14 protein-coding genes are annotated in these 20057 nt (G+C 73.3%); all 14 read left to right on the top strand.

Annotated elements, in window-relative coordinates:
• Positions 1-36 precede the first annotated feature (36 nt).
• Positions 37-1359 carry a DotU family type VI secretion system protein gene (locus ACT54X_RS23840; RefSeq protein ID WP_354322378.1) on the top strand — a complete coding sequence of 441 codons (1323 nt, stop codon included), beginning with the start codon at positions 37-39 and terminating at the stop codon, positions 1357-1359.
• Positions 1356-4964, top strand: coding sequence for a type VI secretion system membrane subunit TssM (gene tssM / locus ACT54X_RS23835; protein ID WP_476348984.1), 3609 nt, complete (start codon positions 1356-1358; stop codon positions 4962-4964). Before ACT54X_RS23840 ends, tssM begins: the two co-directional genes overlap by 4 nt.
• On the top strand, positions 4964-5656 hold the full coding sequence (gene tagF, locus ACT54X_RS23830) for a type VI secretion system-associated protein TagF (RefSeq protein WP_294377766.1): 693 nt from the start codon (positions 4964-4966) through the stop codon (positions 5654-5656). Before tssM ends, tagF begins: the two co-directional genes overlap by 1 nt.
• Positions 5653-7605 carry a serine/threonine protein kinase gene (locus tag ACT54X_RS23825; RefSeq protein WP_476348982.1) on the top strand — a complete coding sequence of 651 codons (1953 nt, stop codon included), beginning with the start codon at positions 5653-5655 and terminating at the stop codon, positions 7603-7605. Before tagF ends, ACT54X_RS23825 begins: the two co-directional genes overlap by 4 nt.
• Positions 7606-7649: 44 nt before the next feature.
• The gene (gene mltA, locus ACT54X_RS23820) at positions 7650-9296 is read left to right on the top strand and encodes a murein transglycosylase A (RefSeq protein ID WP_476348980.1); all 1647 of its coding nucleotides are present in this window, start codon (positions 7650-7652) and stop codon (positions 9294-9296) included.
• 3 nt (positions 9297-9299) lie between these two features.
• Complete coding sequence (locus tag ACT54X_RS23815) at positions 9300-10079, top strand: hypothetical protein (protein WP_476348978.1); 780 nt, start codon at positions 9300-9302, stop codon at positions 10077-10079.
• 26 nt (positions 10080-10105) lie between these two features.
• On the top strand, positions 10106-11278 hold the full coding sequence (locus tag ACT54X_RS23810) for a hypothetical protein (protein ID WP_476348977.1): 1173 nt from the start codon (positions 10106-10108) through the stop codon (positions 11276-11278).
• 11 nt (positions 11279-11289) lie between these two features.
• Positions 11290-13254: a caspase family protein gene (locus tag ACT54X_RS23805; RefSeq protein ID WP_476348975.1), complete on the top strand. Its 1965-nt coding sequence runs from the start codon at positions 11290-11292 to the stop codon at positions 13252-13254.
• 36 nt (positions 13255-13290) lie between these two features.
• Positions 13291-13845, top strand: coding sequence for a type VI secretion system tube protein Hcp (locus ACT54X_RS23800; protein WP_294377749.1), 555 nt, complete (start codon positions 13291-13293; stop codon positions 13843-13845).
• A 34-nt stretch (positions 13846-13879) separates the two neighbouring features.
• A complete protein-coding gene (locus ACT54X_RS23795) occupies positions 13880-14746 on the top strand; it encodes a type VI secretion system accessory protein TagJ (RefSeq protein ID WP_476348972.1) in 867 nt (288 codons plus the stop codon).
• On the top strand, positions 14739-15263 hold the full coding sequence (gene tssE, locus ACT54X_RS23790) for a type VI secretion system baseplate subunit TssE (protein ID WP_234197456.1): 525 nt from the start codon (positions 14739-14741) through the stop codon (positions 15261-15263). The genes ACT54X_RS23795 and tssE overlap by 8 nt, the downstream gene beginning before the upstream one ends.
• Before the next feature lie 9 nt (positions 15264-15272).
• Positions 15273-17171, top strand: coding sequence for a type VI secretion system baseplate subunit TssF (gene tssF, locus ACT54X_RS23785; RefSeq protein ID WP_294377743.1), 1899 nt, complete (start codon positions 15273-15275; stop codon positions 17169-17171).
• Complete coding sequence (gene tssG / locus ACT54X_RS23780; RefSeq protein WP_476348970.1) at positions 17168-18292, top strand: type VI secretion system baseplate subunit TssG; 1125 nt, start codon at positions 17168-17170, stop codon at positions 18290-18292. The genes tssF and tssG overlap by 4 nt, the downstream gene beginning before the upstream one ends.
• Positions 18293-18334: 42 nt before the next feature.
• On the top strand, positions 18335-20057 hold a 1723-nt coding region (locus ACT54X_RS23775), incomplete at its 3' end, for a Clp protease N-terminal domain-containing protein (protein WP_476348968.1).

Here is a 20057-nt window from a genome sequence, read left to right as displayed (position 1 = left end):
TCGCTTCGCGTAGCCGAATGCTCTCTGGAGGCCCTCGTGAGCACGCCTGATCCCTTCGCGGCCTTCGAGTCCGAACGCACCGTCATCAAGCCCAAGCCGCGCACGCCCGGTGCGGGCGGCAATGCGCCGCCGCCGATGATGCCGCCGCCTTCCTCCCCAGGGGCCGAGCCGCCGCCCACCGAGCTGGGCGACCTGGGCCTGCTCAATCCGCTGGTGTCGGCCGCCGGCCGGCTGCTGGTGCTCATGGGCAAGCTGCGCAACCTGGTGCAGCCGCCCGACGTGGGCGCGCTGCGCGCCTCGGCCGCGCAGGCGGTGCAGCAGTTCGAGGCCGACGCGCGCCGCGCCGGCGCCAGCAACGAGACCGTGCTGGCCGCCCGCTACGTGCTGTGCACCGCGCTGGACGAGGCCGTGGCCAACACGCCCTGGGGCGTGTCGGGCGGCTGGAACAAGCAGAGCCTGCTGGTGCAGTTCCACAACGAGACCTGGGGCGGCGAGAAGGTCTTCCAGCTGCTGGCCCGCCTGGCGCAGGACGTGCCCACGCACCGCCAGCTGCTCGAACTCATCTACAGCGTGCTGGCCCTGGGCTTCGAGGGCCGCTACCGCGTGGTCGACAACGGCCGCGCCCAGCTGGACTCGGTGCGCCAGCGCCTGGCCGACCTGATCCGCAAGGACCGTCCGCCGCTGGAGCCGGCCCTGTCGCCGCACTGGCAGGGCGCCGGTGGCGGCAGCGCGCGGCTGCGCGAGTCGGTGCCGCTGTGGGTGGTCGGTGCCGGTTTTCTGCTGCTGCTGGCGCTGGTGTGGTTCGGCCTGCGGCTGTGGCTGGGCAACCTGTCCGACACCACCTGGTCGCGCGTGGCGGGCCTGCGCCTGCCCAACACCCAGCTGGTGCCGCCGCCCGCGCCCGTGCCCGCCAAGTCGCCGCGGCTCGCGCGCTTCCTGGAGGCCGAGGTCAAGCAGGGCCTGGTGACCGTCACCGACGAGGCCGACCGCAGCACGGTGCGGCTGCGCGGCGATGCCTTCTTCGGCTCCGGCAGCGCCGAGCCCATGGCGCAGGCCATGCCGGTGCTGGTGCGCATCGGCCAGGCCCTGGCCGAGGTCAAGGGCGAGGTGCTGATCACCGGCCATTCCGACAGCCAGCCGATCCGTTCGCTGCGCTATCCCTCCAACTGGCACCTGTCCACCGCGCGGGCCGAGGCCGTGCGTCAGGCGCTCACGCCGCTGGTCGACCCGGCCCGCATGAAGGCCGAGGGCAAGGCCGACGCCGAGCCCGTCGCCGCCAACGACACGCCCGCCAACCGGGCGCGCAACCGGCGCGTGGACATCGTGCTGCTCGCTTCGCCCGAAGGAGTGGCGAAATGAAGGCCGTCTTCAAGTTCATCTTCCACCCGGTGCTGCTCACCGTGGTGGCCCTGGCCATCCTGGGCCTGCTGATCTGGTGGATCGGCCCGCTGATCAAGATCGGCGCGCTGGTGCCGCTCGAAAGCGAACTCGCGCGCGCCATCCTCATCGGCGCGATCGTGCTGCTGGTGCTGCTGCGCCTGGCCATCCGCCGCTGGCGCGTGCGTCGTGCGAGCCGCGCGCTGACCGACGGCCTGATGAAGGCGCCGGCCGCCGCCAAGGCCGACGCCCCCGGCAACGGCGAGCAGCAGGTGCTGGCCGACCGCTTCGGCGAGGCCATCGCCACGCTCAAGAAGATGCGCCTCACCGCCGCCGGCAAGAAGCCCGGCTGGCGCGACTGGCTGTCGCTGTCGGGCGGCAGCTACCTCTACGACCTGCCCTGGTACGTCTTCATCGGCGCGCCGGGTTCGGGCAAGACCACGGCGCTGGTCAACTCGGGCCTCTCTTTCCCGCTGGCCGAGAAGTTCGGCGCCGGCGCCATCCGCGGCGTGGGCGGCACCCGCAACTGCGACTGGTGGTTCACCGACGAGGCGGTGCTGATCGACACCGCCGGCCGCTACACCACGCAGGACAGCCATGCCGCCGAGGACAAGAGCGCCTGGGACGGCTTCCTCAACCTGCTGAAGAAGGCCCGCCCGCGCCGGCCGCTCAACGGCGTGTTCCTCACCGTGAGCGTGGCCGACCTGCTGGGCCAGGGCCTGGAGGCGCGCAGCGCGCTGGCGGCATCGATGCGCGCGCGCCTGCTGGAGCTGGACGAGCGCCTGACCACCCGCCTGCCGGTGTACGTGCTGGTGACCAAGAGCGACCTGCTCTACGGCTTCACCGAGTACTTCGCCGACCTGGGCAAGGAGCAGCGGGCGCAGGTCTTCGGCTTCACGCTGGGTCCCGACGAAGGCAGCCATCTGGCCGAGCACGGCCTGCTGCAGCCCTTCCAGCGCGAGTTCTCGCTGCTGCACGACCGCGTCAACAACGGCCTCATCGAGCGCATGCAGCAGGAGACCGACGGCACCCGCCGCGGCGCCATCTTCGGCTTCCCGGCGCAGTTCGCGACCGTGGGGCCGCTGCTGGCCGATCTGCTGGACCAGGTCTTCACCGGCTCGCGCTTCGCCCAGCCGCCGTGGGTGCGCGGCGTGTACTTCACCAGCGGCACGCAAGAGGGCAGCCCCATCGACCGCGTGATGGGCAGCCTGGCGCGCAGCTTCGGCATCGAGCGTGCCATCCTCGCGCCGCAGAAGTCCAGCGGCCGCAGCTACTTCCTCACCACGCTGCTCAAGGACGTGGTGTTCCCCGAGCAGCGCCTGGCCGGCGCCGACGTCAAGCTGGAGCGCAAGCGCCACCTGCTGCGCCTGGCCGGCGTCTCGGCCATGGGTCTTGTCACGCTGGCGCTGCTGGCGGGCTGGGGCTGGTCGGCCTGGCGCAATGCCGAGTACCTGAAGTCGGTCGAGGCCAAGCTGGAGCCTACCCGCCAGTCGCTGGCCACGCTGCCGACGCAGGCCAGCAGCCCCATCGACATGGCACCGGTGCTGGGCAACCTGCGCGACGTCTGGCGCACGCCGGTCAACCGCGAGGGCGACACGCCCTTCCTGATGACGCTGGGCCTCTACCAGGGCGACAAGATGGACGCCGCCGCCCAGGCCGCGCACCAGCGCGCGCTCAACGAGGCCTTCCTGCCGCAGCTGGCGCGCCGCATCGAGGACCAGCTGCGCAGCGCCCCGCGCGACAACCTGGAGTACCTGTACGAGGCGCTCAAGAGCTACCTCATGATCCACCAGCCCGAGCACTTCGACCCCGAGGCGCTCAAGGCCTGGATCACGCTGGACTGGGAGCGCACGCTGGACCGCGGCGTGCCGCCCGAGCGCCGCAAGATGCTGGAGGACCAGCTCGACCTGCTGATCGCCCAGGGCCCGCCGCGCTCGCCGCTGCCCATGGACGAGAACCTGGTGCGCAGCACCCGTGGCCTGCTGGCCAGCTACCCACCCGAGCAGCGCATCTTCAGCCGCCTCAAGCGCCAGCGCCTGGGCAAGGACATGCCCGACTTCACCGTGGCCCAGGCCGCCGGTCCTTCGGCGCCGCTGGTGTTCGAGCGGCCCAGCGGCAAGCCGCTGACCGAAGGCGTGCCGGGCCTGTTCACCTACGACGGCTACCACCAGCGCTTCCAGAACGCCGTGGTGCTCGTGACCGGCCAGCTCGCCGCCGAAGACCCGTGGGTGCTCGGCCAGGAGAAGAGCGCGGCCGACCGCGCCCGCGACGCCGCAGCGCTGGGCCAGCTCACCGACCGCGTGCGGCGCCTCTACCTGGAGGAATACGCACGCCTGTGGCAGGCCCTGCTGGCCGACGTGCGCCTGATCCGCGCCGGCGGGCTGGAGAAGAACATCGACATCGCCCGCATCGTCTCGGGCGTGGATTCGCCGCTGGCCAACTTCCTGCGCGCGGTGGTCAAGCAGACCACGCTCACGCCCGTCAAGGACGACAAGTCCGCCGTCGGCAAGGCCGCCGAGACCGTGCGCAACACGCGCAAGGGCCTGGAAGAGTTGTTCGGCGGCAGCAGCAGCGATGCCCAGCGCGCGGTGCCCGTGGGCAAGAGCATCGAGTCCATCGTGGACGACCGCTTCGAGAGCCTGCGCCGGCTGGTCACGCCCGCGGCGCCGGGCCAGCCCGCGCCCATCGACGACGCGCTCAAGCTCTTCAACGAGGTCTACGTCTATCTCACGGCGGTGGACACGGCCGTCAAGAGCCGTAGCGCGCCGCCGCCCGGCGACGTGGCCGGCAAGCTCAAGTCCGACGCCGGCCGGCTGCCCGAGCCGGTGCGCTCGATGATCGAGAACCTCAGCAGCACCGGCGCCGCCCAGGCCCGCGTGGCCGAGCGCGGCAACCTCAGCCAGGACCTGCGCCCGGTCACCGAGTTCTGCCAGCGCGCCATCGCCGGCCGCTATCCCTTCGTGGAAAGCAGCAACCGCGACGTGCTGCCCGAGGACTTCGGCCAGATGTTCGGCCCCGGCGGGTTGATGGACGACTTCTTCCAGAAGAAGCTGGCGCAGCTGGTGGACACCAGCCGCCGGCCGTGGCGCTACCGGCCCATCGCCGAGCAGGGCGCCATCTCGCCGGCGGCACTGCAGCAGTTCGAGCGCGCGGACGTCATCAAGCAGGTGTTCTTCCGCGGCGGCGGCCGCACGCCGGGCATGCGGCTGGACTTCAGGCCGGTGGAGATGGACGCGGGCATCACCAGCTTCTCGCTCGACGTCGATGGTCAGACGGTCAAGTACGCGCACGGCCCCATCGTGCCGATGACCGTGCAGTGGCCCGGCCCGCGCAACACCAACCAGGTGCGCCTGACCATCGCGCCGCCCACGTCGGGCGGCACCTCGGGCCAGGTCACCGAAGGGCCGTGGGCGCTGTTCAAGATGCTCGACCGCGGCCAGCTGGCCTCGGGCGACGGGCCGGAGAAGTTCTTCATCACCTTCCAGCTCGATGCGCGTCGCGCGCGCTTCGAGGTCACGACCAACAGCGTGCAGCATCCGATCCGGATGAAGGAGCTGCGCGAGTTCTCCTGCCCGGAGGGCCTCTGATGGCGGCGCACTTCCTGGCCGAGCCGCAGACGCTGCCGGGCTGGTTCGGCAAGCTGCCGGGCATCGGCGACTTCGCCCACCGGCGCCTGCCGGCGGACTTCCGCGAGGCCTGGGACGGCTGGCTGCAGGAGGGGCTGATGCAGCTGCGCCTGCGACATGAAGGCGAATGGCGCGAGCGCTACCTCGAAGGGCCGCTGTGGTTCTTCGTGCTCGCGCCGGGCGTGGCCGGCGAGGCGGGATGGATCGGCGTGATGATGCCTTCGGTGGATGGCGTGGGGCGCTACTTTCCCTTCACCATCGCCGGCCGTCTGCGTGACGGCGGGCTGCAGCCAGGCGACTGGCAGGCCGTGGCCGCCTGGTGGCAGGACGCCACGCAGGCCGCGCTGCAGTCGCTGGAGCAGGACCTGGATGCGGCCGCCGTCGACGCCCTGCTGGCGGCGCTGGGCGGCCGGACGTCCCCCGCCGCTGCTGGCGGTGCCGCGCCTGCGCCTGCGGCGGGCGAGGGGCAGGGCGCCGCCGCCGGTCCGGGTGCGGTCTCGCATGGGCAGTCGCTGTGGCTCACCCATCCGGAGGCCGGCGCCGCCGGGGCCCAGGTGCTGACCGTGGCCGGCCTGCCGCGCGGCGCCCGTTTCGATCTGCTCTTCGGCTTCGACGATCCGGCCGAAGGCGCTGTGCAGGGAGCGGCGCAATGAGCGATCCCCGCCCCGATGAACCCACCCGCGTCTTCGGCGGCGGCGCGCCCGGCCCCGACGAGGCCACGCGCGTGGTCACCGGCGCCGCTGCAGGCGATGCGACCCGTGTCATCACGGGTGGCGTCGCGCCGGCCGGCGACGCCACGCGGGTCGTCACCGGCAGCATCCTGTCGCCCACCCAGCCGCGCACCGGCACCGGTGCCGCGCCTGCGGGCGGCGGCGATGCCGGCACCTTGCCGCCGGGCAGCGTGATCGCCGAATTCGAGATCACCCGGCTCATCGGCCAGGGTGGCTTCGGCGTGGTCTACGAGGCCTGGGACCACACGCTGGAGCGCGTGGTCGCCATCAAGGAATACCTGCCCACCTCGCTGGCCACCCGCACCGGGGACGGCACCATCATGCCGCTGTCGGAGCGCCACCGCGAGACCTTCGACCTGGGCATGCGCTCCTTCATCAACGAGGCCCGGCTGCTGGCGCAGTTCGACCATCCCTCGCTGCTGAAGGTCTACCGCTTCTGGCAGGAGCGCGGCACCACCTACATGGTGATGCCCTTCTACCGCGGCGACACGCTGCGCCAGGCGCTGGCCGACATCCCGGCCGGCGTGGACGAGGGCTGGCTGCTGCGCGTGATGGACGGCGTGAGCCAGGCCCTGGCCGTGATGCATGCGGCCAACTGCTTCCACCGCGACATCGCGCCCGACAACATCCTGCTGCTCGAAGGCTCGGGCCGGCCGGTGGTGCTGGACTTCGGCGCCGCGCGCCGCGTGATCAGCGACAAGACGCAGGCCATCACCGTCATCCTCAAGCCCGGCTACGCCCCCGTGGAGCAGTACGCCGAGATGCCCGACATGAAGCAGGGCCCGTGGACCGACGTCTACGCCCTGGCGGCCGTGATGCACGTGGCCATCTGCGGCCGGGCGCCGCCGCCCTCGGTGGCCCGCATCCTGAGCGACAGCTACGTGCCGCTGGCCGGCAACGAACAGCTTCTGCAGCGCTACAGCCCGGCCGTGCTGGCCGCGGTGGACGCCGGCCTGGCGGTGCGGCCCGAGGGCCGGCCGCAGTCCATGGCCGAGTTCCGCCAGCAACTGGGCCTGGAAGAGACGACCACCATCGCCGCCACGCGCAGCGCGCCGGCCGGCGGCGCGGCCCTGGCCGTGGCCCGCACGCCGGTCGCCGCGCGCACGCAGCCACCCCGGCCCGCGCCTGCACCGGCTGCGGCCGACGGCGGGGCGGGCCGCTCCAAGCTCGTGCCCGTGATCGGCGGCGTGGCGGCGCTGGCCGTCGCGGCGGGCGCGGCGCTGTGGTGGAGCGGGCGCGGCGATGGCGCTGCGCCACCGCCGCCTTCCGCCGTGGCCCAGGCCCCGGTGGCCGATGCGCCCGCTGCCGCGCCCAGCCCGGCCCCCGCGCCACCCGCCCCGCCGCCACGCGTCGCGCCGAAGACGCCGCTCGAATCGCTGCAGGCCCTGTCGGTGGGCGCCACGCCGGGCTTCGACGTCACCGCCACGGCCCGCAAGCCGGAGGTGAGCATCGGCAAGGACAAGCTGGCCTTCGACGTGCGCAGCAACCGCGACGGCTTCGTCTACGTCTTCCTGCTGGCCAGCGGGGGCGAGCTGTTCCAGCTCTTTCCCAACCTGCTGGACCGCCACAACCGCATCACGGCCAACACCACGCTGGCCCTGCCGCGCGCCTCCTGGCCCATGGAGGCGGGCGGCCCGCCCGGCACCAACCACTTCGCCGTGGTGGTGAGCGAGCGCGAACGCGACTTCAGCGATGCCGGCATGAAGAACGAAGGCGTCTTCCCGCAGTTCCCGGCCGCCGGCCTGGTCGCGATGGAAGCCGCCAACCCCGGCCCTGCCGCCACCGTGCTGCTGGGCCGGCCCGTCTGTCCGCAAAGCGCCGGCTGTGCCGACGCCTACGGCGTGGGGAGCTTCAAGATCGTCGAGAAGTGATCGTCTTCATGGTCTTCCACGCGCGTGAACCGAAGGAGTGATCCATGCAAGCCCTGGCCCCGATTCCCCCGTCCCGTGAGGCGCGCGCGCCTGGCGGCGGCCCCCGTGCCGCGTCCCTGGCCGGCACCGCCGCACTGACGCTGGCGGCGCTGCTGGCGGCCGGCTGTGCCACGCCGCCCCCTCCGCCGCCGCCCCCACCCGCGCCGGTGGCGGCGCCGCAGCCGCCCATCGTGCTGGCCCCGCCGGCACCGCCGCCCGTGGCCGTCCCGGCCCCGCCGCCGCGCACCGGCGGCAGCGTGGCCGGCCAGGCCCGCACCTTCTCGACCCAGCTGGCCACCTACACCGCGACCCCCTTCGACGTGGTGCCCGGCTGGCAGCGCGACGACTTCGTCGACAGCTGGTCGGCCTTCCTCGACAGCTGCAAGGTGCTGGTGCGCCGCGGCCAGCAGTGGCAGCAGGTGTGCGAGCGCGCCCGCCAGGTGGACGGCCGCAGCAACCCCGCCATCCGCAGCTTCTACGAAAGCGAGTTCGCGGCCTACCAGATCCGCGACGACGACCGCCGGCCCGACGGCGTGGTCACCGGCTACTTCGAGCCCGAGATCGAGGGCAACCGCAGCTACGCGCCGCCCTTCATCTACCCGGTCTATGCGCAGCCGGAGGACATGCTCTTCCTCGACACGCGCCGCCTGCCCGCCGGCAACGGCACCGTGGCCGCGCGGCTGAACGGACGCAACGTGGTGGTGCAGCAGGGCCTGTCGACCCGCGACATGGGCGCGCCGGGCCTGTATGCGCTGGACCTGTCGCAGATCACGCGCGACACGGTGGACCGCAAGGCCCGCCTGCGCGTCGAGGGTCGCCAGCTGGTGCCCTACTACACGCGCGCCGAGATCGAGCGCCTGGGCGTGCCCAATGCCAAGGTGCTGGCCTTCGTGCGCAGCGCCACCGAGCTGTACGAGATGCAGGTGCAGGGCTCGGGCCGCATCCGCCTGCCCGACGGCCAGACGGTGCGCGTGGGCTATGCCGAGCAGAACGGCCAGCCCTTCCGGCCCACGCTGGCCAAGGCGGCCAACGGCAAGGCCAAGACCGCCGTGCGCACCCGCGGTTCGGCCGTCGAGCTGGAGGTCGACGACGACGACGCCGACGAGACCGACATCAGCACCGTGCGCACCCGCGGCTTCGCGCTGGCGCTGCCGGCGCGCAGCGGCCCCGTGGCCGTGCCCGGCCAGCGCACGCCGGCGGCGGCCGCCACCGGCACCGGCATCCAGGACCCGAGCTACGTCTTCTTCAAGGAAGTGCCCGCCAGCGCCGACGGCCCGGTGGGTGCCCTGGGCGTGCCGCTGCAGCCGGGCCGTTCCATCGCGGTCGATCCGCGCAGCGCGCCGCTGGGCTTTCCGGTGTTCGTCTCCACGCGCCAGCCGGGCACCGGCACGCCCATGCAGCGCCTGACCATCGCGCAGGACACCGGCGGCGCCATCCGCGGCGCGGTGCGGGCCGACTACTTCTTCGGCAATGGCCGCCAGGCCGCCAGCCAGGCGCGCCGCATGAAGGAGCGCGGCCAGCTCTGGCTGCTGCTGCCGCGCGGCCTGACGGTGGCCGCAGCCACGACGGGCGGCGGCTCGGTGCGCACGCGCGGCGCCAGCCTGGCGAACTGCGTGGTGCCGGACGACGACACCTGCACGGATGACCAGTAGGCCATGCAGAACACCCTCTCGTCCGAAGACAGCGCGGAGCTGGTGCGCCTGTGGCGCCGCCGGCAGACGCTGGCGCCGCACGAGATGGGGCGCATGTACGGCATCGTCGGCACGGCGCTGGGCGACTGCCATCCGCCCGAACTTAAGGCCCTGGGCGAGGGCAGGCAGGAGCTGGTGGCGCAGTTCATCTACCTCAAGGTGCTGCGGCTCGACGCCGACCCGGAGGAGGGCGAGGAGGAGGGCGGCGCCAGCGTCCCCGACCGCGCCGCGCACAGCGCCCCGTCCACCGCCTTCGCCCTGTGCGCCTACTTCCGCCGCTACCTGATCGACTGCACGCGGGCCACCAGCTTCCGCCGCAAGCTGTCGCTGGGCGAGGAGGTGAGCGACGAGCAGCTCGACGCGCACCTGCGCGGCCACCGTGGCGCCGCGGGCGATGCCGCCGGTTGCCTGGCCGAGCATGGCCTGAGCATGGCCGGCGTGGCCGAGGCGGCGCGCCGCTTCATCGCCGGCCTGGGTGAGCCCGAGCGGCTGCTGCTGTGCGAAGGCTTCGGCCGCGAGGCGCCGCTGTCGGGCGTGGCCGCGCGCCATGCCATCGCCTCCTACCACTACCGCGCCGGAAGGCTGGGCCTGGTGCACCGGCGCGAATCGCTGCCGGCGGACTACGGCCGCACCCTGCTGGGCGGCTGGATCACGCAGACCCTGGGCATCGCCATCGAGCCCGGCAACATGGACGCGATCGGGGCGGTTTTCGAAATCCTCGGTGCTGAGGCGTCCTCCTCCTGACGACATAGACCATCAGGACGGATGCCATGCGCCCCCTCGACCTCTGGCCCCCGCTGGCCCACATCCGCAGCACGCTGGAAGGCCCGCCGGCGCGCCGCCCCGCCGCGGGCCCGGCGCGCGAGGGCGAACCTGCCGCTGCCGAAGCAGGCGCCCCCACCGACCTGCTGCTGCCGCTGACCGAGCTGGCCCGCCGCCGCGAAGCCCTGGCCGCCCGCGGCTTCGGCGCGCGCTGGGCGCCCGGTCGCCTGCTCTCGGTGCTGTGCGAGGGCCGCATGCTGGGCGTGCTGCTCGACCGCCTGCTGCCCGACGGCCGGTGGCAGGGCTGGCTGGCCGTGGGCGAGGCCGACTGGGCCGGCGCCTGGGACGTGCTGCTGGAGCCACGGGACGAGCCTTTCGAGCCGCTGTTCGGCGTGGTGCAGGCCTGGAACCCGGTCACGCTGGTGCCCTCGCCGCAGCTGTGCGCGCGCGTGCTGGGCGAGCTGTCGGCCACGCGGCTGGCGGCCGTGCGCGCCGTGGCCGACGAATGGGCCGCTCAGCGCGTGGGCGCGCCGGCGGGCGCCGTGCCCGCGACCGCGCCCGCGCCGGGTCAGATCGCGCTGCGCGTCGTGGCCGGCTGCTTCACGGTGCTCACCGGCACGCCGCTGGCGGCCGAGGGCGATCCGCGGGCCGACTACCAGGTGCTCTACCAGCAGGCCGCGCGGCGGCTGGCGCAGTCGGCGGCGCCGGCCGCGCTGGCGGGGCGCACGCAGGCGCGTTCCGCGGCGTCGCCGGCGGGCGGCCAGGCACGCAACGGCGGCCGCGAGGATGATGCCGGCCCGCTCGGGCGCTTCCTGCGCCGCCTGGGCGGGGGCGGCGGCGGCTTCCGCGGCACCTGGGGCCCGGCCCTGGCCGTTCTTGCGCTGGTGCTCGTGGTGCAGAACGCCGGCCTGCTGCCCGCCCTGCACGGCAGCGACGACGACGCCATGCGCCTGCGCGATGCGCCGCCCACGGCCCCCGCCGCGCCGCAGGCCGACGCGCGGGTGCGCTGGAAGCCCGGCACCGACATGGCCGAGGCCACGCGCCTGCTGCAGACGGCCGGCGCGCAGGTCGTCGGCGGGCCGGACGGGCAGGGCCGCTGGTCGCTGCGCCTGCTGCAGCCGCAGGACGGCCTGGCGGTGCTGCGTTCCTCGCCGCTGGTGGACGCGGTCGAGCTGCCCTGAAAGCCGCCCTCATGCGCCGTCTCGCCCTGCTGCTCCTGCTCGCATTGGCGGCCCTGCCCGCCACGGCCGTGCAGCGCGCGCTGCTGGTGGGCGTCTCGGAGCTGCCCTTCCAGCCCCAGAACCTGTGGCTGCAGGCCCCGCGCAACGACGTGCTGCTGATGCGCGAGGTGCTGCAGCAGCAGGGCTTCGCGCCGGCCGACATCGCCACGCTGGCCGACGGCGTGCCCGGCGCGCAGCCGCCCGACAGCCGCGCCATCGGCCAGGCGTTGCAGCAGCTGCTGGCCCGCTCGGGCCAGGGCGACTTCGTGCTGCTGTACTTCTCGGGCCATGGCACGCGGCTGCGCGACACGGCCAAGCGCTACCAGGAGCCCGACGGCCTGGCCGAGAACTTCCTGGCGCGCGACGTGCGGGGAACCATCGGCGCAGGCCGCGCTCTGAACGGCGGCGTGCGCGACGTCGACGTGGACGGCTGGATCCAGGCCTTCCTCTCGCGTGGCGTCTTCGTGTGGGCGGTGTTCGACACCTGTTCGGCCGCCTCCATGACCCGCAGCACCCGTGCCATCGACACCCCCGACCCCGGCCCGCCGGACGACGAGGTGCGCTGGCGCGGCGTGCGACCCGAACAGCTGACCGGCGGCGATGGCGCCGCGGTCCCCCCTCTGCCCGCCGCGCCGGCTACCGCCGCCGTGCCGCGTGCCCGCTACGTGGCCTTCTTCGCTTCGGAGAGCCACCAGGTCACGCCCGAGCTGCGCCTGCCGCGCGGCGATCGGCAGGCCCGTCCGCACGGACTGCTCACCTGGGCCCTGGCCCAGGGGCTGCAGCGCCGTCCCGCCACCTGGCGCGAACTCTTCAACGACGCGCTGGCGGCCTACCCGCCGGTCATCGACGAGCTGGAGCAGCGCTTTCCGCAGCGCGAGCTGCCCTCGCCGGTGGCCGAGGGCAGCCTGGACCTGCCCCTCTTCGACAACAGCAGCCGCCCCCGCAGCACCCAGCCGGCCTGGCCCGCGCAGCGCGCCGGCGCCAGCCTGTCGCTGGACGCCGGCCTGCTCGACGGGCTGGAGGCGCAGCAGCCGGTGACGGTCACGGCCGTGCTGCCCGACGGCAGCGCCCGCAGCGCCACGGCCCGCCTGCAGGAGGCCACGCTCGCCCAATCGCGCCTGGCGGTGCCCGACACCCTGCAGGACGCCGCCGGCGGCGCGCTCTGGAGCGTCGCACCGGTGGAGCCGCCGCCCTCGCTGGTGCTGCGCGTGCGCGCCGACCGGGCCCTGCCCGCCGGCATCAACCTGGACTATCCGGCCGCCATCGAGTCGGTCGATGGCGACGCCGACCTGCTGTGGGCGCCGGCCGGCCGCGCGGGCCAGCGGCTGTCCCCGCTGTCGGCCGACGCGGCGCGCTGGACGGGTGCCGTGCCCGCGCCGCCGCCGCTGACCAGCGATGCCGCCGTGCGCCGGCGGCTGGAGCTCATGGCCCAGCTCAAGTGGTTCGAGCGGCTGCAGCAACTGGCCGACGGCCGCCGCGTGGATGGGCTGGACCTGGCCATCGAGACCTGGGAAGGCGAGCGCCTGGTGGCCAGCCGGCCCCTGCCGGTGGACAGCGTGCTCGCGCCGGCCGAGGGCCAGCGCCTGCGCCTCTTGGTGCGCAACGCCAGCGGCCATTCGCTGGACCTGGCCGTGCTGGCCCTGGACGCGCAGGGCGGCCTGTGGTCCGTCTACCCGGGCGAGGCCGGCGAGGCCAACCGCTTCGAGCGCGGCCAGCCGCAGTCGCCCGCCATGAAGCGCTTCGACCTGCCCGCGGGCGGGGCCGGCCGGCTGCTGGTGGTGGCCAGCCCGGCACTGCCGCAGAGCGCGCCGCGCCTGTTCGGCCTGTCGGCCGCCGCCCCGCTGGCGGACCTGCGCGTGCGCGGCCAGGCGCGGCCCGACCGCGAGCGGCAGGTGCTGGCCGTGGCCGTGCGCTGGGGCGCGGCCCGGGCGCCCTGACCCGCCATCTCCCCTTTCCGGAACACGAGGAACACCATGTCATTCAACCAGGACCAGCAGATCGACGCCGACGAGGCGCTGCGCATGCTCGAACTCTCGCTCAACCGCAGCGACAACATCGACGTGGTGATGACCATCGAGAGCAAGGGCAACCCGATCGAGGGCGAATCGCTCCGGCTCTTCGGCGATGGCAAGAAGCGCATGGCGGTGCTGGGCTACTTCAGCGCCGTGCGGGCCGATGCGGCGCCGGGCGGCACCAAGTCCAAGCTGAGCATGAACGCCATGCTGATCGTGCGGCGCTGCGACGCGGCCACGGCGTCCATCGCCAACCTGATCAAGTCGCAGGCCAGCGATGCCAAGGTCGTACTGTCCTGCTTCAAGGCGTCCGGCGACTCCTCGAAGGAGCAGGAGTCGACGCTGGAGATCGCGCTCAGCGACGCCCGATTGGCCAACTATGTGCTGGTGACCGGCGGCAGCGTGGGCTTTCCGTGCGAGATCCTGGCCTTCGCCTACCGCAAGCTGAGCATCGCCTCCGCCCCGCAGCTCGACGACGGGCGCCGCGGCGCCATCCGCATGGCCGAACTGGGCTGACCGTCCCCGATCCCCGTCCACCAAGGAGCCCCGAATGAGCACCCCCGAAGAACTGCTGGCCGCCCACGACCCCGCCGGCGCCCTGGCCGCCCTCACCGCGAAGGTGCGCGCCAGGCCGGCCGACATGAAGCTGCGCGTCTTCCTGGCCCAGCTGCTGTGCGTGCTGGGCCAGTGGGAGCGGGCGCTGAACCAGTTGAGCGTGGCCGCCGAGATGGATGCCGCCGCCATTCCCATGAAGCAGATGTACGGCGAGGCCATCCGCTGCGAAGGCCTGCGCGCCGAGGTCTTCGCCGGCAAGCGCACACCCATGATCTTCGGCCAGCCCGACGAATGGCTGGCGCTGCTGGTGGAGTCGCTGCTGCGCATCGGCGCGGGCGATGCCGCGGCCGGCGAGCAGCTGCGCGAGCGCGCCTTCGACGCGGCCCCCGCCACCTCGGGCACGCTCGACGGCCAGCCCTTCGAATGGCTGGCCGACGGCGACATGCGACTGGGCCCGGTGCTGGAGGCCTTCGTCAACGGGCGCTACTACTGGGTGCCCTTCTCGCGCCTGGCGGCCGTCAAGATCGAGGCGCCCGAAGACCTGCGCGATGCCGTGTGGATGCCCGCGCACCTGACCTTCGCCAACGGCGGCGAGGCGCTGGCCCTGATCCCCACGCGCTACGACGGCAGCCAGGCCAGCAGCGACGGCGCGCTGCAACTGGCACGCAAGACCGAATGGCAGGAGCGTGCGCCCGAGGTGTGGACGGGCCTGGGCCAGCGCAGCTTCAGCAGCGACGCGGGCGAGCATGCGTTGATGGACGTGCGCGAGATCGTGTTCGACGTCGTGATGGACGCCGGCGCGGCCGAGACCGGCCAGGGCGACGCCGTGGACGCCGCCCAGGACAGCGCCGCCGGTGGCTGAGCCGCGCGACATCGCGAGCGCGCAGGAGCGCCTGCAGCCCTCGCTGCTCGACCGGCTGGTGGACCTGGAGCCCGGCCGCGAGCGCGAGGGCGACGACCAGCGCACGCTCACGCGCCAGGCGCTGCGCGCCGCGGTGCTGCGCGACCTGGCGTGGCTGTTCAACGCCACGGGCGGCCTACGGGGCCTGGACGAGCGCCGCCATCCGCAGGCGGCGCGCTCGGTGCTGAACTACGGATTGCCTATGCTGTCCGGCCAGTTCACCTCGTCGATCCAGCGTGTCAGCATGGAACAGGCGCTCAAGAACGCAATCCTGCAGTTCGAGCCCCGCATCCTGCCCCGCACCCTGGAAGTTGAACTCGTCATGGAAGGCTCGGCCCTGGACTCCCACAACCGCGTCGGTCTGCAGATCCGCGGCATGCTGTGGGCGCAGCCGGTGCCGCTGGAGTTCCTGATGCGAAGCCGCATCGACCTGGAAGAAGGGCGCGTCGACATCGAGCAGGCCACGCCACCGCGCTGAGGGCACACCATGGACCCCCGGCTGCTGAACCTGTACGAGCAGGAGCTGCGCTACTTCCGCGAGAGCACGTCGGAGTTCGCACGCACCTTCCCCAAGATCGCGCACCGCCTCGGCCTCGAAGGCCAGGAAGTGGCCGACCCCTATGTGGAGCGGCTGATCGAGGCCACGGCCTTCCTGGCCGCGCGCGTCAACCTCAAGCTCGACGCCGACTATCCGCGCTTCACCGGCCACCTGCTGGACATCGTCCATCCGCACTTCCTGGCCCCCACGCCGGCCATGACGGTGTGCGCCTTCGACGTCGACCTGGAAGACGCCAACCTGGCCCGCGGGCCGGTGCTGCCGCGTGGCAGCGGCCTGCGCGCGCGGGCCGCCAGCGGCCAGAACACGCACTGCGAGTTCCGCACGGGGCAGGACCTGCGCGTGTGGCCCGTCGCGCTCACGCAGGCCCAGTACTTCAGCTATGCGCCGGACCTGCCGCTGGCGCGGCATCCACGCGCGCGCGACATCCGCGGCGGCCTGCGCTTCACGCTGCAGGCGACGGCCGGGCTCAACTTCAGCCAGATCCCCATGGACGCGCTGCTGCTGCACTTCGCCGGCGCGGATGACGTGGCCTGGCAGTTGCACGAATGCGTGCTCAACCGGCCCGTGGCCGTATGGCTGCGGCCGCTGGGCACGCCCGCGGGCGGCGCCACGACAGCCGGCCTGCGCGAGCTGCCCGGCAGCACGGTGCAGGAGTGCGGCTTCGACGACGACGAGGCGCTGCTGCCGGTCACCCACACCGGCTTCTCGGGCTTCCGGCTGGTGCAGGAGTACTTCGCCTGCCCAGAGCGCTTCCGCTTCGCGCGGCTCACCGGACTGGCACCGCTGCTGGCGACCATGCCGGTCGCCGAGGTCGAAGTGGTGATCCTGTTCTCGCGCGGCGACGCGGCGCTGGAGAAGCTGGTCGGCCCCGACACCGTGCGGCTGAACTGCGTGCCGGCCATCAACCTCTTCCCCAAGCGGCTGGACCGTGTGCAGGTGGGCGAGGGCGTCAGCCAGTTCCACCTGCTGCCCGACCGCACCCGGCCGCAGGACTTCGAGGTGCACTCGGTGACCGAGGTCGTCGGCCACAGCGGCACGGTGCAGGGCGAGGGCGTGCAGGAGCAGCGCTTCCTGCCTTTCTATGCGGCCTTCCACGGCAGCCGCCATGTGCACCCGGCCTACTACACCACCACGCGCGAGCCGCGCCTGCTGTCGGCGCGCCAGCGCAGTGAGGGCCACCGCAGCAGCCACATCGGCTCGGAGGTCTACCTGCAGATCGTCGATCCGCAGGAGGCGCCCTTCCCGACGCAGCTGCGGCAGCTGGCGGTGTCGGCATTGGTCACCAACCGCGACCTGCCGCTGCTGCTGCCGCAAGGGCGCGACAACGACTTCGAATGCATGGACGCCTTCCCGGTGCAGCGCGTGCGCATGCTGCGGGCGCCGTCGCGGCCGGTCTCGCCGGTGGTGCAGGAAGGCCTGGGCTGGAAGGTGATCGACCACCTGGCGCTCAACTACCTGTCGCTGGCCGACAGCTCGCCGCAACAGGGTGCGGCGGCGCTGCGCGAGATGCTGCAGCTCTATGCCTCGCATGCCGACGAGTCGCGCCAGGCGCAGGTGCGCGGGCTGCTGTCGGTGCGCACGCGCGCGCTGGTGCGCCGCCTGCCGCTGCCGGGACCGATCGCCTTCGGCCGCGGCCTGGAGGTGGCGCTGGAGGTGGAGCCCACGGCCTTCCACGGCGGCAGCGTGTTCCTGTTCGGCGCCGTCATGTCGCGCTGGCTGGCGCGGCATGTGGAGGTCAACCATTTCGTCGAGACCGTGCTGCACGCCGCCGGCCGCGGCGAGCTGATGCGCTGGAGGCCGCAGTGCGGGACCCGGGCGATCCTGTGAGCACCGGCGGTGCACCCGCAGCCGCCCCGGCCGTGGCCACGCCGGCGCCGGCGCGCGCGGGCGCGGCGCAGCTGCTGGCCGCGCGTGCCGAGCAGGCCTGGGCCTACGACTACTTCGCGCTGATGCGCCGGCTGGAGGCGACCGACCTGTCGGCCCCACGCTGGGGCCACGCGCTGCGGCCCTCCGCCGAGCCGGTGCGCGTGGGGCAGGAGCCCTCGCTCGCCTTCGCGCCCGCGGGGCTCAGCCGCTTCGAGCTGCCGCAGGGCGATGGCCGGCCGCCGCTCATCCGCCAGCATTTCTTTGCCTACGTGGGCCCCAACGGCCCGCTGCCGGTGCACCTGTCGGACTTCATCCGCGAGCGGGCGCTCAACCATGGCGACCGCACCTGGCTGGCCTTCCTCGACACCTTCCTGCACCGATTCGCGCTGCAGTTCTACCGCGCCTGGTCGCAGGCCCGGCCCGCACCCGGCATGGACCGGCCGGGCGAAGACCCCTTCCGCCACCGCGTGGGCGCGCTGGTGGGCATCGGCGGTGCCGCACGGCAGCAGCGCGACGACGTGCCGGACGATGCGCGCCTGCACTTCTCGGGCTGGCTCGCGCGCCGGGTGCACAGCGCCGAAGGGGTGGAGCGGGTGCTGTCGGGCTTCTTCGAGGTGCCGGTGCGGCTGGAGCGCTGGGTGGGTCACTGGATGACCCTGCCCGAGGACGAGCTCACGCGCCTGGGCGCGAGCAACCCCAACACGGCCTCACGCACGGTGGGCCTGGGCGCCGTGCTCGGCCGGCGCGTGTGGGACCGGCAGCACAAGGTCTGCCTGCACCTGGGCCCGCTCACGCTGGATCAGTACCGCCGCTTCCTGCCCGACGGCAGCGCGCGCGGCCCGCTGGTGCGCTGGGTGCAGCAGCTGCTGGGCGGCGAGCTGGACTGGGACGCGCGCCTGCTGCTGCAGCGCGCCGAGGTGCCTCCCACCCGGCTGGGCAGCGGCGCGCGCCTGGGCTGGACCAGCTGGGTCGGCAACCGGCCGCGCGCGAACCACGCGGTGGACGTGCGCATCGCCGGTCCTTCGCACCTGTCCTCCATCGTCGCCGCGCCCGCGGCGGCCCCCGCCCACGTGGCCTTGTGAAAACACGCGCCGCCGTTCGTCCTGTCTCTACTGGAGAAACCCATGAGTGAAATCAGCCGCACCGCCCTCTTCGGCAAGCTGAATCCCCTGGCCTACAAGGCCATCGAAGGCGCGACGGTCTTCTGCAAGATGCGCGGCAATCCCTATGTGGAGCTGGAGCACTGGTTCGCCCAGCTGCTGCAGAACCAGGAGAGCGACATGCACCGCATCGTGCAGCACTACGGGCTGGACATCTCGCTGCTGGCCAAGGACGTGACGGCTGCGCTGGACCGCCTGCCGCGCGGCGCCACCGCCATCAGCGATTTCTCGCCGCACATCGAGAACGCCATCGAGCGCGCCTGGACCTATGCCACGCTGCAGTTCGGCGAGGCGCAGGTGCGCACCGGCTACATCGTGGTGGGCATGCTCAAGACGCAGAGCCTGCGCAACCCGCTGCTGCAGCTGTCCAAGCAATTCGAGAAGATCAAGGTCGAGGACCTGGCCGCCAACTTCGCGAAGATCTGCGACGCCTCGGCCGAGGGAAAGATGCGCGCGCAGGACGGCACCGGCTTGGGGCAAGGCACGCCGGGCGAGGACAGCGGCGCCATCGCCCCTGCCGCCATGGGCAAGGGCGACGCGCTCAAGAAGTTCACCACCGACCTCACCGAGCAGGCCCGCAGCGGCAAGATGGACCCCATCGTCGGCCGCGACGACGAGATCCGCCAGGTGGTCGACATCCTGATGCGCCGGCGCCAGAACAACCCCATCCTGGTGGGCGAGGCCGGCGTGGGCAAGACGGCCGTGGTCGAGGGCTTTGCCCAGCGCATCGCCCGCGGCGACGTGCCGCCCGCCCTCAAGGACGTGAAGCTGCTGGCGCTGGACGTGGGCCTGCTGCAGGCTGGCGCCAGCATGAAGGGCGAGTTCGAGCAGCGCCTGCGTTCGGTGATCGAAGAGGTGCAGGCCAGCGAGCAGCCGATCATCCTGTTCGTCGACGAGACCCACACGCTGGTGGGCGCGGGCGGCGCGGCCGGCACGGGCGATGCGGCCAACCTGCTCAAGCCGGCGCTGGCGCGCGGCACGCTGCGCACCGTGGGCGCCACCACCTGGGCCGAGTACAAGAAGTACATCGAGAAGGACCCGGCGCTGACCCGCCGCTTCCAGAACGTGCAGGTGGACGAGCCCGACGAGCGCAAGGCCATCCTGATGATGCGCGGCGTGGCCAGCACCATGGAGAAGCACCACCAGGTGCAGATCCTGGACGAGGCGCTGGAAGCCGCGGTCAAGCTGAGCCACCGCTACATCCCGGCGCGCCAGTTGCCCGACAAGAGCGTGAGCCTGCTGGACACCGCCTGCGCGCGCGTGGCCGTGAGCCTGCATGCCACACCGGCCGAGGTGGACGACAGCCGCAAGCGCATCGAGTCGCTGGAGACCGAGTTGCAGATCATCGGCCGCGAGAAGGCCATCGGCATCGAGGTGGCCGAGCGCGAGCAGGCCGTCAATGCCGACCTGGCCGCCGAGCGCGACCGCCTGGGCGACCTCGAAGGCCGCTGGGGCCAGGAGAAGGCGCTGGTGGACGAGCTGCTGGCCCTGCGCGCCAAGCTGCGCAGCGGCGGGCAGCCCGTCGACGTTCCTCCCCCTCCCCCCCTGGGGGAGGGCAGGGGTGGGGGCCCGGCGGCCTCCGCCGAGGGCGCGGGGGGGGGGCCCCCCCCCCCCCCCCCCCCGCGGGGGGGGGGGGGGGGGCCCCCCCCCCGCGGGGGGGGGGGGGGGGGGGGGCGGCGGCGGGGGC

Source organism: Pseudacidovorax sp. DMC4, assembly GCF_056314265.1.
This window is presented reverse-complemented; position numbering and strand designations above follow the sequence as displayed.

Coding starts and splice junctions, on each gene's coding strand:
- tssM (WP_476348984.1), top strand. CDS start 1,356: ATGAAGGCCGTCTTCAAGTTCATCTTCCACCCGGTGCTGCTCACCGTG.
- tagF (WP_294377766.1), top strand. CDS start 4,964: ATGGCGGCGCACTTCCTGGCCGAGCCGCAGACGCTGCCGGGCTGGTTC.
- ACT54X_RS23825 (WP_476348982.1), top strand. CDS start 5,653: ATGAGCGATCCCCGCCCCGATGAACCCACCCGCGTCTTCGGCGGCGGC.
- mltA (WP_476348980.1), top strand. CDS start 7,650: ATGCAAGCCCTGGCCCCGATTCCCCCGTCCCGTGAGGCGCGCGCGCCT.
- ACT54X_RS23815 (WP_476348978.1), top strand. CDS start 9,300: ATGCAGAACACCCTCTCGTCCGAAGACAGCGCGGAGCTGGTGCGCCTG.
- ACT54X_RS23810 (WP_476348977.1), top strand. CDS start 10,106: ATGCGCCCCCTCGACCTCTGGCCCCCGCTGGCCCACATCCGCAGCACG.
- ACT54X_RS23805 (WP_476348975.1), top strand. CDS start 11,290: ATGCGCCGTCTCGCCCTGCTGCTCCTGCTCGCATTGGCGGCCCTGCCC.
- ACT54X_RS23800 (WP_294377749.1), top strand. CDS start 13,291: ATGTCATTCAACCAGGACCAGCAGATCGACGCCGACGAGGCGCTGCGC.
- ACT54X_RS23795 (WP_476348972.1), top strand. CDS start 13,880: ATGAGCACCCCCGAAGAACTGCTGGCCGCCCACGACCCCGCCGGCGCC.
- tssF (WP_294377743.1), top strand. CDS start 15,273: ATGGACCCCCGGCTGCTGAACCTGTACGAGCAGGAGCTGCGCTACTTC.